General features: G+C 71.3%; 15 protein-coding genes. 11 read left to right on the plus strand and 4 right to left on the minus strand.

Annotated elements, in window-relative coordinates; translation table 11 throughout:
• The first annotated feature begins 1 nt into the window (after position 1).
• The 7 genes from CT688_RS02805 (at position 2) to CT688_RS02835 (ending at position 5,536) form a co-directional block, all read left to right on the plus strand.
• Entirely contained in the window at positions 2 to 478 is a 477-nt protein-coding gene (locus CT688_RS02805) for a DUF3180 domain-containing protein (protein WP_107755672.1), read from the plus strand.
• Positions 479 to 605: 127 nt separating this feature from the next.
• Positions 606 to 1,538: a DUF6779 domain-containing protein gene (locus tag CT688_RS02810; RefSeq protein ID WP_107755673.1), complete on the plus strand. Its 933-nt coding sequence runs from the start codon at positions 606 to 608 to the stop codon at positions 1,536 to 1,538.
• A gap of 152 nt (positions 1,539 to 1,690) precedes the next feature.
• Positions 1,691 to 2,644, plus strand: a complete 954-nt coding sequence (locus tag CT688_RS02815; protein WP_107757967.1) for a Rossmann-like and DUF2520 domain-containing protein — start codon at positions 1,691 to 1,693, stop codon at positions 2,642 to 2,644.
• The gene (gene panC / locus CT688_RS02820) at positions 2,641 to 3,627 is read left to right on the plus strand and encodes a pantoate--beta-alanine ligase (protein WP_107755674.1); all 987 of its coding nucleotides are present in this window, start codon (positions 2,641 to 2,643) and stop codon (positions 3,625 to 3,627) included. The genes CT688_RS02815 and panC overlap by 4 nt, the downstream gene beginning before the upstream one ends.
• A complete protein-coding gene (gene panD / locus CT688_RS02825) occupies positions 3,628 to 4,053 on the plus strand; it encodes an aspartate 1-decarboxylase (RefSeq protein ID WP_095717939.1) in 426 nt (141 codons plus the stop codon).
• A 16-nt stretch (positions 4,054 to 4,069) separates the two neighbouring features.
• Complete coding sequence (locus tag CT688_RS02830) at positions 4,070 to 4,840, plus strand: type III pantothenate kinase (protein ID WP_107755675.1); 771 nt, start codon at positions 4,070 to 4,072, stop codon at positions 4,838 to 4,840.
• A gap of 33 nt (positions 4,841 to 4,873) precedes the next feature.
• Positions 4,874 to 5,536 carry a TMEM175 family protein gene (locus tag CT688_RS02835; RefSeq protein WP_228549125.1) on the plus strand — a complete coding sequence of 221 codons (663 nt, stop codon included), beginning with the start codon at positions 4,874 to 4,876 and terminating at the stop codon, positions 5,534 to 5,536.
• Positions 5,537 to 5,602: 66 nt separating this feature from the next.
• Here CT688_RS02835 and ygiD read toward each other — a convergent pair whose 3' ends face one another.
• Positions 5,603 to 6,394 (minus strand): 4,5-DOPA dioxygenase extradiol, encoded by a 792-nt coding sequence (ygiD, locus tag CT688_RS02840; protein ID WP_107755677.1) that lies wholly within the window; start codon positions 6,392 to 6,394, stop codon positions 5,603 to 5,605.
• Positions 6,395 to 6,644: 250 nt separating this feature from the next.
• Here ygiD and CT688_RS02845 point away from each other — a divergent pair, with 250 nt between their 5' ends.
• Genes CT688_RS02845 through lysS form a run of 3 tightly spaced genes read left to right on the plus strand, consistent with a single transcriptional unit; the run spans position 6,645 to position 9,729 of the window.
• On the plus strand, positions 6,645 to 7,061 hold the full coding sequence (locus tag CT688_RS02845) for a rhodanese-like domain-containing protein (RefSeq protein WP_182612845.1): 417 nt from the start codon (positions 6,645 to 6,647) through the stop codon (positions 7,059 to 7,061).
• A gap of 46 nt (positions 7,062 to 7,107) precedes the next feature.
• A complete protein-coding gene (glsA, locus tag CT688_RS02850; protein WP_107755679.1) occupies positions 7,108 to 8,070 on the plus strand; it encodes a glutaminase A in 963 nt (320 codons plus the stop codon).
• A gap of 21 nt (positions 8,071 to 8,091) precedes the next feature.
• Positions 8,092 to 9,729 (plus strand): lysine--tRNA ligase, encoded by a 1,638-nt coding sequence (lysS, locus tag CT688_RS02855; RefSeq protein ID WP_107755680.1) that lies wholly within the window; start codon positions 8,092 to 8,094, stop codon positions 9,727 to 9,729.
• 28 nt (positions 9,730 to 9,757) lie between these two features.
• Here lysS and CT688_RS02860 read toward each other — a convergent pair whose 3' ends face one another.
• Positions 9,758 to 10,387: a DUF1801 domain-containing protein gene (locus tag CT688_RS02860; RefSeq protein ID WP_107755681.1), complete on the minus strand. Its 630-nt coding sequence runs from the start codon at positions 10,385 to 10,387 to the stop codon at positions 9,758 to 9,760.
• A gap of 101 nt (positions 10,388 to 10,488) precedes the next feature.
• Here CT688_RS02860 and CT688_RS02865 point away from each other — a divergent pair, with 101 nt between their 5' ends.
• Entirely contained in the window at positions 10,489 to 11,100 is a 612-nt protein-coding gene (locus CT688_RS02865) for a L,D-transpeptidase (protein WP_107755682.1), read from the plus strand.
• 17 nt (positions 11,101 to 11,117) lie between these two features.
• Here CT688_RS02865 and CT688_RS02870 read toward each other — a convergent pair whose 3' ends face one another.
• Together CT688_RS02870 and CT688_RS02875 are read right to left on the minus strand one after the other, a co-directional pair.
• Positions 11,118 to 11,696 carry a hypothetical protein gene (locus CT688_RS02870; RefSeq protein WP_107755683.1) on the minus strand — a complete coding sequence of 193 codons (579 nt, stop codon included), beginning with the start codon at positions 11,694 to 11,696 and terminating at the stop codon, positions 11,118 to 11,120.
• Positions 11,697 to 11,797: 101 nt separating this feature from the next.
• On the minus strand, positions 11,798 to 12,307 hold the full coding sequence (locus CT688_RS02875; RefSeq protein WP_234414839.1) for a hypothetical protein: 510 nt from the start codon (positions 12,305 to 12,307) through the stop codon (positions 11,798 to 11,800).
• Positions 12,308 to 12,386 lie beyond the last annotated feature (79 nt).

The raw sequence follows: 12,386 nt of genomic DNA on the forward strand, positions 1-12,386 counted from the left end.
CATGTCCCGTATCGCGGTGTCCACCCTCGCCCTGGTCGCGCTCGTGGCCGGCGTGGCCGCCTACTTCCTCACGGGTTCGTTTCTCGGGTCACTGCCTCCACTCGGGTGGGGCTGGGTCACTCTGCCGGTGGTGGCGGTGATCGACCTCTTGTTGGCGCTCCGCGTCCGATCCGCGATCTCCGACGGCGGCGTGGGCCAGGACCGCAGCCAGATGCACCCGATGACGATCGCGCGGTGCGCAGCCCTCGGGCAGGCGTCGGCGGTCCTGGGAGCAGCGGCCGGTGGCCTGGGAACCGGGTTGGTCCTGTACTTCCTGCCCAGGCTGGGCGAGCTGGCCGCGGCCGGCGACGAGCTGCCGGTGTCCGTGGCGGTGTTGGTGTCGGGGGCGGTGCTCGTGGGCGCGGGACTGTTCCTCGAGGCGGCCTGCGAGACCCCTCCCTCCGACGACGACCTCGGGGGACTGGCCCAGTCGACCTGACCGGCCCAGTCGACCTGACCGGCCCAGTCGACCTGACCGGCCCGGCGGGACCGCGAGCGGCGGGCATCTCGACGAACACGCGCCAGTTACCCGTGTGACTAGTGGTTCTCCGCGTATCATCCCGGGCATGAGTTCCGACGGCGCGATCGACAAACCCCGATCCGTCCGCCCCGCTCGTGGTGACGACCGCGGCCTGGCGGGCATCGCTCTCGGCGCCCTCCTGGTGCTCGCGCTCGTCGCGACCGTCGTGATGGTCTTCTCGGACGATCCGGTGTGGATGCGGATCGGCACCCTCGCGGCACTCTGGGCGGCGTTCATCGGGGCCTTCCTCGTGGCCCGTTACAGGCGACAGGCCGCGGCCGAGGCCGCCCGGGTCCGCGACCTGCACACGGTGTACGAACTGCAGCTCGAGCGTGAGATCTCGGCGCGTCGCGAACACGAGCTCGTGGTGGAGAAGGATCTCCGCGACTCCGTGCGTGCGGAGACCACCGATTCGATCCGCGCACTCCGCCACGAGATCGCCGCGTTGCGCGACCAGCTCGGGCAGATGGGTGTCACGCTGAACGACGAGCGTCCCGCCGTGGGTGGCGACACCGCCGCCGGGGAGCTGGGCGCCGGGGTGTCCCTGCCGTCGGTGCCGTCCGAGCGTGTCGAGCCCCGCCGTCGGGCCCCGGAACCGACCGTTACCGGCGTCGGTCGTGACGTCACCCCGAGCACCGAGCGCACCGAGAAGCTCTCGCCGGTCGAGGCGGAGACGGCGCGCCCCGCGGGCGCCCAGGACCGGCCGCCCCGCGGCCCGGCCGTCCGTCCGGTCGCGCGTCCCAGGTCGGACGCCACGACGACGTCGGAGACGTCGTCCGGGTCCGACACGCCGACGCCCCGGCCGACGGAATCCGACACGCCGACCCCGCGGTCGCCGAGGACCGAACCGCCGTCCGCAGAGTCCGAGCCGCACAGCAGACACGGCGAGGGGGGCGGGCTCTCCGTGGCCGAGCTCATGGCCCGCTTCGGCGACGACGCCCCCGGGCGTGGTCACCGCCATCGCCGCTCGGCGGACTGAGGCGGGCTGATAATCCGGACCGGCCAGTCTTTGTGAGGTACGCCACTCGGGCGTGACCCGATCCCGGGGGGGCGACTAGTCTCGCCCCCGAGAAGTCCGGGACCCGTCATCCGCACGGGCCTGGAACGGATCGAGCACTGGAGCACCTCATGATGTCCGAGTTCGGCGTCGCCGGGACCACCCCTGCCCGCCTGTCGATCGGCCTCGTGTCCGCGGGACGCGTGGGCACCGCGATCGGCGCGGCGCTCGAACGGCGGGGACACGTCGTCTCCGCGGTCGTCGCGCGGTCCGACCGCTCGCGCGACCTGGCCTCCCGCCGCCTTCCGGACGCGCGGCTCGCCGATCCGGTCGAGGTGGCCGGAGCCGGGGAACTGCTGATCCTCGCCGTGCCCGACAAGGAGCTGCCGGCAGTGGTCGGGGACCTCGCCGCGGCCGACGCCTTCCGTCCCGGCCACATCGTGGTCCACGTGGCCGGCGCGATCGGTGCGGACGTGCTCCGCCCCGCCGCGGACGCCGGCGCGGTGGTCGTGGCGGCCCACCCCGCGATGACCTTCACGGGGGGCGATGCGGACATCGAGCGCATGGAGGGCTGCTCGTGGGCCCTGACCTCCCCGGACGAGGTGGGTCTCGTCGTCGGACAGATGTTGGTGATGGAGACGGGTGGACTGCCCGTCACCGTCGCCGAATCCCACCGCGCCCTCTACCACGCCGCACTCGCGCACGGCGCCAACCACCTGGTCACGCTCGTCAACGACGCCGCCGAGGCGCTCGCGGCGTCGTTCTCGGTCCTCCCAGGTGGTGGGGTCCAGGGTGACCCGGACGGAATGCTCGGCGCGGACGCCGGGGCGCTCGCCCGTCGCACCCTCGAGCCACTGCTGCGGGCAGCCCTCGACAACGTCCTGGCCGCCGGCGACTCGGCGCTCACCGGTCCGGTCATGCGGGGCGACGCGGTGACCGTCTCGCGCCACCTCGACGCTCTCGAGGACGTCGACGGCGGAATCGCCGCCGGATACCGCGCGCTCGCGCTGCGGACCGCGGATCGTTGTGGGGCCGGCCGCGACGTCACCGACCTCCTCGCCCCCGACCTGACGGAGCAGCTGCGATGACCGCCTCGACCCTTCCCGTGCGGACGGCGGTCCCCGGTCGGCCGGGGACCGGGTACAACCGGGGCGAGTTGACCATCCACCACGAGCCCGAGTCCCTGCACGCGGTCACCCGCTCACTGCGCAAGGTCGGCAGGCAGATCACCTTCGTCCCCACGATGGGCGCGTTGCACGAGGGGCACCTGGCGCTGGTCGAGGCCGCCCGCCGGACCCCGGGGTCCGTGGTGGTGGTGTCGATCTTCGTCAACCCTCTGCAGTTCGGACCCGGGGAGGACCTCGACGCCTACCCCCGGACCCTGGACGAGGACGTGGCCAGGCTGGCCGCGGCCGGCGTCGAGCTGGTCCTGGCCCCGAGCGCCGCGGCGATGTACCCGAACGGGCCGAGGACCACCGTGCTGCCCGGGCCGGCGGGTGACATCCTCGACGGTGCCGCCCGCCCCGGCCACTTCGCCGGGATGCTCACCGTGGTGGCCAAGCTGTTCAACATCGTCGCCCCTCACCAGGCCTTCTTCGGCGAGAAAGACTATCAGCAGCTCGTCCTGATCCGTCAGATGGTGGCTGATCTGGACATGGACGTCCGCGTGGTGGGCGTCCCCACCGTCCGGGAGTCCGACGGCCTGGCCATGAGCTCCCGCAACCGCTACCTCTCCGAGGACGAGCGGGAGCTGGCCACCACCCTCAACGCGGCGCTCGTGGCGGGGACGTTCGCGGCCAAGGGCGGTCGGCAGGCGGTGCTCGACGCCGCCCGCGCGGTCCTGGCCGAGCGCCCGCAGATCTCCGTCGACTACCTCGAACTCCGGGCGGGCGACCTCGGCGAGCCACCGGAGGAGGGTCCGGGGCGTCTCCTGGTGGCGGCCCGGATCGGATCCGCCCGCCTCATCGACAACGTCGGCGTGGCCATCGGCACGGGATTCCTCGCCGCCGCCGAGGCGACCGTCGCCGCCCAGCAGGCCGAGTTGGCCGCAGACCTCAAGGAAGGCCTCTAGATGCAGCGCACCATGCTCCACTCCAAGATCCACCGGGCGACCGTGACCCAGGCCGACCTGCACTACGTGGGCTCCTGCACCATCGACGCGGATCTCATGGACGCCGCGGACCTGCTCGAGGGGCAGCAGATCGACATCGTCGACATCGACAACGGCGCACGCCTGACCACCTACGCCATCACCGGCGAGCGCGGTTCCGGGGTCATCAGCATCAACGGCGCGGCCGCGCACCTGGTCCATCCCGGCGATCTGGTGATCATCATCGCCTACGCGGTGATGGAGGACGCCGAGGCGCGCGCCTACTCGCCGCGCGTCGTGTTCGTCGACCCCCACAACCGGATGCTCACGGAGGGCACCGACCCGGCGGACGTCCCCGCGGGGTCGGGGCTGAAGAACCCGCGCGTCCCCGAGCCCGTCACCGTCTAGGTGCCGGGATAGGGCCGTGTTACTCACCGTCGACGTCGGCAACACCCACATCCGCCTGGGCGTCTTCCCCCCGGACGGCGGGCCGCTCGAGCGCACCTGGAGCATGCGGACGTCGCCGGCGGTGACCTCCGACGAGCTGGCGTTGACCATCCGGGGCCTGCTCGGGGACTGCGCCGGGCGCCTGTCGGGTATCTCGGCGATGTCGGTCGTGCCCTCGGTGACCGGCGAGCTGCGTCGGATGGCCGCCGACTACTGGCCCGGGCTCCACGCGGTCGTGGTGGCTCCCGGCGTGAAGACCGGCGTACCGCTCCTCGTGGACAGTCCCCGGGAGGTGGGATCCGACAGGGTCGTCAACGCCCTGGCCGCCCACACCTTGTTCGAGGGCGCGGTGATCGTCGTCGACGTGGACACGGCGACCACGGTCGACGCCGTTTCCGCGCGCGGAGAGTTGCTGGGCGGGGCGATCGCACCCGGGATCGACATCTCCGTGGACGCGCTGGCCGAGCGCGCGGCGGCGTTGCGGAAGATCGAGGTGGTGCGGCCCCGGAGTGCGCTGGGCAAGAACACGGTGGCCGCGCTGCAGGCCGGGATCGTGATCGGGTTCGCCGGTCAGATCGACGCCCTGGTCGACCGCCTGCGGACGGACGTCGCCGACCTGTCCGACGCGGCGGTGGTGCTGACCGGGTTGCGGGCGGACGTGGTGTCCGAGGAGTCGCGCACGATCACCGACGTGGAACCGGAACTCGCCCTCGAGGGTCTGCGGTTGGTGTTCGAGAAGAACGCCTGACCGACGCCCCGGGCCGATGGCATGCTGTCCGACATGGGCGGGAGCGGTCGGGAGAGGATCGATGACGACGAGGTGATCCGCAGGGACACCTCCGAGTTCGATCGCGGACTGTCCTTCTTCGACGCCATCTACGGCTTCGCCGTGACGCTGCTCATCGTGAACGTCGACCTGCCGGAGCCGCAGGCGTGGCAGGACCTCGGTTCCCTGGCGGCATCCGGGGTGGGGCAGCAGTTGCTCGGGGTCGCGTTGAGTTTCGTGGTGATCTGTGCGTTGTGGCGGGTCAACGTCAGGATGATCAAGGGGCTGACCGGTCTCGACGGCCCGATGGTGTTCGGCAACCTCCTGGCCACGGGCCTGGTGATCCTGGTGCCGTTCACCACCGATGCGATCAGCAACCCGGCCACGGCGGATCTGGCGCTGCCGACCGCGCTCTACGCCGTGAACATCGCCGGGGTCGCCCTCGCCCAGGCCGCGGTGTACCAACGAGGTCGCGCGGCCGGACTGGAACGCCGCCCCACGTCCGCGAGGGAGAACAGCCTGGTGCTGCTCGCGGCGACCACCACCCCGGCGGTGTTCCTGGCGTCGGTCCCCGTGGCGCTGACGGTCGGCGCCGCGGCGGCCCAGTTCATGTGGGTGTCGTTGATCGTGCTGCTGCCGTTGACGGGACGACTCGCGAATCGGGCGAGAGGGACCTGACGGCGGGTGTCGGCCGCCACGGACCCCGCGCTGCGGCCGGGTCAGGGGCCACGCGGTCAGGTGGGTTCAGGCGGCAGAGCGGTAACTCGTCATGGAGACCGACCCCCAGGCGTACCCCTCGCTGAAGGCGTCGAGTTTCTCGCCGGACCCGGCGGCCATTCCCGCCGTGTACAGCAGGGGCAGGAAGTGGTCGGCACTGGGCACGGCCAGTCCGGCGTCGGGGTGGTCGAGCAGCGACACCGCGTCCTCGGGTCGGTCGGTGAGCAGCGCCCGGGCGTGGTCGTCGAACCGGTGCGCCCAGTCGGTGCCCGAGTCGCCGAGGGACGGGTCGACGGCGGCCAGGTTGTGCACGACGTTGCCGCTGGCCAGGATCAGGACTCCCGAGTCCCGCAGCGCCGAGAGCCTGGTTCCCAGGTCGAAGTGGTAGTCGGCGGGTTTCGAGGCGTCGACCGACAACTGCGCCACCGGCACGTCGGCGTCGGGGAAGACGTGGGCCAGGACGGACCACGTGCCGTGATCGAGTCCCCACGAGTCGCGGTCCTCGCCGATCCAGGTGGGACGGACCACCTCGGCCACCTCGGACGCGAGTTCGGGTGCGCCGGCGGCCGGGTAGTCGAACTCGTTGAGTTCCCGGGGGAAGCCGTAGAAGTCGTGGATCGTCCGGGGGTGCGCCATCGTGGTCACCGCCGTGGCGCCGATGTACCAGTGGGCCGAGACGGCGAGCACGGCCCGGGGGCGTTCGGGGAGTGCGGCTCCGAGCGCAGCCCACTGTCGGGTCCACTGGTTGTCCTCCAGCGCGTTGAGGGGGACGCCGTGTCCGATGAAGACGGCGGGCTGGCGCGAGGGTGTGGTGGTCATGATGCTCCTTTACTCCACCTATATGATGCATCAACTAACCGGAGCGCGCCAGCGGATGGGGGGTGGGGCGGCCGGGAGGCGCTCGCCCTTGCGGTAGATAGACCGGTCTGTCTATTATCGTGGTCATGAACGCACGTCGAATGCCCTCGGCCGGTCCGGTGGCGTCCGCACGTGCGCAGCACTGGTGTCCCCGACCGGCAGCAACCCCCTCGACCGCACCGACCGGGACCCGCCTCACCAGGAGCGCCAGATGACCTCTCTCGCCGTCACCCTCACCGACCCCGCCGCCCGCACGCTGGACGTGGCGGACTACCGCACCACCGTGGAGGCGGGGGCGCTCGTGGTGGACATCCGCTCGCGGGTCCAGCGCGAGCGACAGGGCGTGCTGGCGGGCGCGGTCGCCGTCGAGGCCCGTCCCGTCGTCGAGCTCCTCGATCCCCGATCGCCGTCCCCGCTCGCCGCCGTGGAGGAGGGCCGCGAGGTGGTCCTGGTCAGTGACGACGGGCTCGACGCCGAACTGTTCGCGCTGGAGCTGCACTCCCGCGGCGTGCGAGGGGTGCGAGCGGTGGACGGGGGGCACGAGGCGATCCGGGCCGCGGGGGAGCTCGGCCTGCTGTCGGATGCGGAGCATCTGCTGCGCGAGCGGTCTGCGATCTCCGCACACTGAGCCCGACCGGGGGCGCGCCGGCACCGACGCCGGTACGGTCGCGTCCATGACGGACCACATCTCGGCGGACCTGCTCGACGGCATTCTCGACGAGGTCCGCGATGACTCCTCGGGAGAGCTGGTCCCGCACCTGGGCGACTACGAGCATCCGAACCCCGACGCCCTGGCGATCGCGGTGTGCGACCTCGGGGGCACCGTCGTCTCGGCGGGGGACGACGACATCCGCTTCGACCTGCAGTCCGCGTCGAAGCCGTTCGTGTACGCCCTGGCCCTGGACCAGAAGGGCGTCGACGAGGTGGCCAAGCGGATCGGGGTGGAACCCTCGGGTGAGGCGTTCAACGAGATCTCCCTGGAGGCCGGCACCGGTCGGGCTCCCAACGGGCTGGTCAACGCCGGGGCGTTGGCCGCCCACGCCCTGGTGGGAGATTCCGACGACGACGAGGTCTCCCGCTTCGAGCACATCCGCGCGCTGCTCTCCCGGCTCGTCGGGCGAGAGGTGGAGGTGGACGAGGAGATCGCCGACATCGAGGCGAAGAGCGCGCACCGCAACCAGGCGCTCGCGCACCTCCTCGCCGAGGAGGGCTCCCTCGCGGACGACCCCCACGAGGTGGTGGCGGGATACGGACGCCAGTGCGCGGTCCGCGTGGACGTCCGCGAACTCGCCCACATGGCGGCCATGTTCGCCAACGGCGGGGTGATCCCCGGTAGCGACGAGCGGATCCTCGGGCGCAAGGCGGTGCGCTACGCCAACAGCGTGATGTTCACCTGCGGCATGTACGACGCGGCGGGTGACTGGGTGTACCAGGTGGGACTGCCCGCCAAGAGCGGGGTGTCGGGATGCCTGTTGGCGGTGGCGCCCGGCAAGTACGGCATCGCGGCGTACTCGCCGCGCCTGGACGAGCACGGCAACAGTATCCGGGCGGCGGCTGCCATCGAATCCCTGTCGGACAGGTTGGACCTCCACGTCCTCGACCACGTGGGTGCCGACGGGTTCGGTTCCGACGCCTAGCGGCGACTATCCTCGACAGTCGTGACCGACACGACTCCCGCCGCGCCCGGGGCCGCCTCGACCGAGCCCGCCGACGACACCCCCGAGCAGGTGCGTATCCGTCGCGACAAGCGGCAGCGGATCCTCGACTCCGGCGTCGACGCCTATCCGGTCGGGGTCCCCCGCACGCACGGGCTCGTCGAGATCGCCTCGGATCCGCGCTTCGTCGCACTCGAGCCGGGGGAGGAGACCGACGTCGTGGTCTCGGTGGCCGGCCGGGTCCTGTTCGTCCGAAACACCGGCAAGCTCTGCTTCGTCCGACTCCAGGACGGTGTGAGCCCCGAGGCGGACCTGTCCGTCCCGGCGGCCGAGGGCGAGCCCGATCCGTTCGCCCCGCAGTTGCAGGCGATGCTCTCGCTCGCCAACGTGGGCGAGGAACGGCTCGAGGCGTGGAAGCAGGACGTGGACCTGGGTGATCACGTCTCGGTGACCGGCCGCGTGGTGCGCTCCAAGCGGGGCGAGCTGTCCGTCATGGCGGACTCGTGGGTGCTGGCGGCCAAGTCGCTCCGGCCGCTTCCGGTGGCGCACAAGGAGCTGAGCGAGGACACGCGGGTCCGTCAGCGCTACACCGACCTCATCATGCGAGACACGGCCCGGCGCAACGCGGTCACCCGTATCAAGGTCGTCCGGGCATTGCGCGCCGCCCTCGACCGGCGGGGGTTCCTCGAGGTGGAGACGCCCATGCTGCAGACGCTGCACGGCGGCGCCGCCGCCCGGCCCTTCGTCACCCACTCCAACGCCCTGGACCTCGACCTGTACCTGCGGATCGCCCCCGAGCTCTACCTCAAGCGGTGCGTGGTGGGCGGGATCGAGCGGGTCTTCGAGATCAACCGGAACTTCCGGAACGAGGGCGTGGACTCCTCGCACAGCCCCGAGTTCGCGATGCTCGAGACCTACCAGGCCTATGGGGACTACGACACCTCCGCCACGATGATCCGTGAGGTCATCCAGGAGGTGGCGCTCGAGGTCTTCGGTTCCACCACGGTGACCCTGGCCGACGGCACCGAGTACGACCTCGGCGGGCAGTGGCGCGAGATGCGCATGTACCCGTCCCTCAACGAGGCGCTGCGCGCCACGCACCCCGAGCTGGTGAACGGTGACGACGACGAGGACGCCGTCACGGTCGACTCGACGGTCGACGAACTCACCGAACTGGCCGGCAGGGTCGGGCTCGAGGTCCCCAGCGGCAGGGGGTGGCTGCACGGCAAACTCGTCGAGGAGCTGTGGGAGCACCTGTGCGGCGATCAGCTGGACGGTCCTGTCTTCGTCCGAGACTTCCCCGTGGAGACCTCGCCCCTGACCCGCGACCACCGCACGGACCGCGGGGTCACCGAGAAGTGGGACCTCTACGTCCGTGGATTCGAGCTGGCGACCGGGTACTCGGAGCTCGTCGACCCGGTGATCCAGCGGCGGCGCTTCGAGGATCAGGCGCGGTTGGCAGCGGCGGGTGACGACGAGGCGATGGTCCTCGACGAGGACTTCCTGGCGGCCATGGAGCAGGGGATGCCGCCTACCACCGGGTTGGGAATGGGGATCGACCGCCTGCTCATGGCGCTCACCGGACTGGGGATCAGGGAGACGATCCTGTTCCCGATGGTCAAGCCGCTGCCGCGGGACTGACGAGACTCTCGACCCGGTTCCGCGAGCGTCAGTCCGGGTTCGCCCAGGCCGCGGCCACGAGATCGCGGAGGACGGTCTCCTCGATCCGGGCCAGGGACGTGACGTAGAGGCACCCCTTCCCGGTCTTGTGCGGACCCATCGTCGCGAGCAACGCGGCCGCGCCCGGGGCCTCCAGCAGGCCGTAGAGACTGACGGCCGAGGCCCGGGGGCTGAAACCGACCCGGAGGGTGTCGCCCTCGCGTCCGCTGTCGTACACGTAGTGGCGCCGACCGTAGCCCACGATCGAGGGGCCCCACATGGTGGGGTCCTCGCCGGTCACCTCACCGAAGAGGTCGAGCAGGCGCAGACCGTCCTTCACGCGTCGGGCGGTGGGTAACCCCTCGATCCACCCCCGCGGTGACATCGATTCCGAACGGATCGCCGTGTTGTCGTTCCGGCCGGTCGCCCGGGGCCGGGCGACCGGCTCGGTGAAGGAGAGTCCGGCGGCGGTCAGCGCGTCGCGCAGAACCCCGAGCTGGGAGGGGCCGATCCCGTGCAGTGCGAGAACGTCTCTCTCGGGCGTGCCGTCCAACTGGCGGAGGTCGGTGATCCCGGCATCCCTGAGTGCGCGGGAAGCCGGGGCCGAGAGCCTGGGCAGGGGAAGCGGTGACGCGCTCATGACGCGAACGCTAGCCCCCGCGTCCTCAGACCGCCCGGGTCGAGACCCGAACGTGACTCCAGACGCCTGTCCAGGTGGACGACCCCGGACATAATCACCGCATGAGAAGAACACTGTCACGGCTGGTGACCGGTGTGGCGGCGGGGCTCGTCGTGGTGGGGACCGCGAGCCCCGGCGCGACGGCCCAGCCGGCTCTCCCGGCCGAGGTCCAGCAGGTGGTCGATCAGGCCGCGGCCGGCTCAGCGCAGGCTGACGCGGACCTGCGAACCACCGCCGGCGGCCTGCTCGAGTCGGCGGGGATCACTCCACCGCCCGGCTTCGTGCCCCCTCCGCCTGCTCCTCCTCCGCCGCCGGACCCCACCCCGCAGAGCCCCTGCCCGCGCACGGCCGCCGCGTGCGTGGACCTCGACGGGAACCGGACCTGGCTGCAGTCGGGGGAACGGCTGAGCTACGGGCCGGTGCGGATGTCCCACGGACGGGCCGGGTGGGAGACCCCTCGTGGGACGTACCAGGTCACCCGTAAGGTCCGCCACGAGGTCAGTCGTCTGTTCGACGACGCCCCGATGCCGTTCGCGGTGTACTTCGTGGGCGGGATCGCGTTCCACGAGGGGGACCCGGCCCACCTGTCGCACGGGTGCATCCGGATGGACCGGCCCGCGGCCGAGACCTACTTCGACAGGCTGCAGGTCGGGGACACGGTCGTGGTGTTCTGAGGACCGGGAGAGCCGTCTCAGGAGCCCCGGGGGTCGGTGAACATGCGGGCCTCGGCCCGGTCCGGCAGCAGGTACTCGGCGGACCTGGCCGCCAGTACCGACCCGGCGATGACCAGGATGAAGCCGATGGCGGCGACGAACGGCCCGTAGGTGACCGAAGTCCCGTCGGGGAGTCCCGCCAGCATCGGATCGGCGGTGTCGGTCGAGTTGAACAGGACCCAGACGAAGATCAGATGGGCGATCAACACCAGCGACGCGAGAACCGCGTTGGCGGCCGCGAAGAATCCCAGTCGGGTGAACACGGTGACGGCCACCAGGACCAGCAGTACGAGCAGGCCAAGGAAGTTCAGGGGCGCCATCGCACGGAGGTCCAGGACCTCGGTGAGCTCGAGGGCGGTGATGCCCCCGCCGGTCGCGGTGGACAGCCAGGGGAGGTACAGGCTGAGAAGGGCGAGTGCCAGACCCGCGACCGCGATGAGCCCGCCGACGCGGCTGCGCAGTAGAGGGACGATCTTGCCGCCCCGCGTGGTCGCCGCCGGGGGCGGTGTCTGGGAAGCGGGGGGTGTGTGGGAGGTGGGCGTTGTCTGTGCGGCCATGGTGTGCCCCTTAGTCGTACCGGAGTCTCAAGTGAGATAAGTCACATAATAGGTGGCGTTGTCCGCCCGTGCCATAACAGCGCGCTTCCCCCGGAGGTCGTCTATCCGTCTCGACGCGAGAGGGGATCCCTGGCGTATCTCGCCGACCGGGCAGCCCACGCCGAGGCGGCGGAGACCACCACGAACCCGGACGCCGCGACGTACGGCCCGAAGGTCACCGAGGCGTTGGCGGGCAGCCCCGACAGGGCCGGCGTCGTCGATCCCGTGGAGAGGATGAGGGTCCAGACGAAGGCGAGGTGACCCGCGAGTACTCCTGCCGCCATCACCGCCGCCGCCACGGCGAACGCCCCCAGTCGGGTGAACGCGGTCACGGTCACGAGCAGGGCCAGGACGAGCAACCCGAGGAACAGCACCGGGGCGACACTGCGGACGTCGATGATCTCGGTGATGCCCAGACCGGAGATCCGCTCGCCACCGCCGGCGGAAAGCCACGGCAGGAAGAGGCTGAGCAGCGACACCGCCAGGCCGGCGAACGCCATCAGGACCCCGATCCGGTTCCGGACGTGCGGGATCCTCTTGGTGCGTGCGGGGGTCCTGGTCGGGAGGGGCACGCGGTGGGGTGAGGGTGGTGTGTACGGGGGCATGGCGGTCACCCTCCGGGGCGGAGTCGGATGGCGCAGGTGCGTCCGG

Origin of the sequence: Dietzia sp. JS16-p6b, assembly GCF_003052165.1 — a bacterium.
In the GTDB taxonomy this organism is placed as follows: domain Bacteria; phylum Actinomycetota; class Actinomycetes; order Mycobacteriales; family Mycobacteriaceae; genus Dietzia.

Coding starts and splice junctions, on each gene's coding strand:
- CT688_RS02845 (WP_182612845.1), top strand. CDS start 6,645: ATGACCTCTCTCGCCGTCACCCTCACCGACCCCGCCGCCCGCACGCTG.
- CT688_RS02805 (WP_107755672.1), top strand. CDS start 2: ATGTCCCGTATCGCGGTGTCCACCCTCGCCCTGGTCGCGCTCGTGGCC.
- glsA (WP_107755679.1), top strand. CDS start 7,108: ATGACGGACCACATCTCGGCGGACCTGCTCGACGGCATTCTCGACGAG.
- CT688_RS02870 (WP_107755683.1), bottom strand. CDS start 11,696: ATGGCCGCACAGACAACGCCCACCTCCCACACACCCCCCGCTTCCCAG.
- ygiD (WP_107755677.1), bottom strand. CDS start 6,394: ATGACCACCACACCCTCGCGCCAGCCCGCCGTCTTCATCGGACACGGC.
- CT688_RS02810 (WP_107755673.1), top strand. CDS start 606: ATGAGTTCCGACGGCGCGATCGACAAACCCCGATCCGTCCGCCCCGCT.
- CT688_RS02860 (WP_107755681.1), bottom strand. CDS start 10,387: ATGAGCGCGTCACCGCTTCCCCTGCCCAGGCTCTCGGCCCCGGCTTCC.
- panC (WP_107755674.1), top strand. CDS start 2,641: ATGACCGCCTCGACCCTTCCCGTGCGGACGGCGGTCCCCGGTCGGCCG.
- CT688_RS02815 (WP_107757967.1), top strand. CDS start 1,691: ATGTCCGAGTTCGGCGTCGCCGGGACCACCCCTGCCCGCCTGTCGATC.
- CT688_RS02835 (WP_228549125.1), top strand. CDS start 4,874: ATGGGCGGGAGCGGTCGGGAGAGGATCGATGACGACGAGGTGATCCGC.
- CT688_RS02865 (WP_107755682.1), top strand. CDS start 10,489: ATGAGAAGAACACTGTCACGGCTGGTGACCGGTGTGGCGGCGGGGCTC.
- panD (WP_095717939.1), top strand. CDS start 3,628: ATGCAGCGCACCATGCTCCACTCCAAGATCCACCGGGCGACCGTGACC.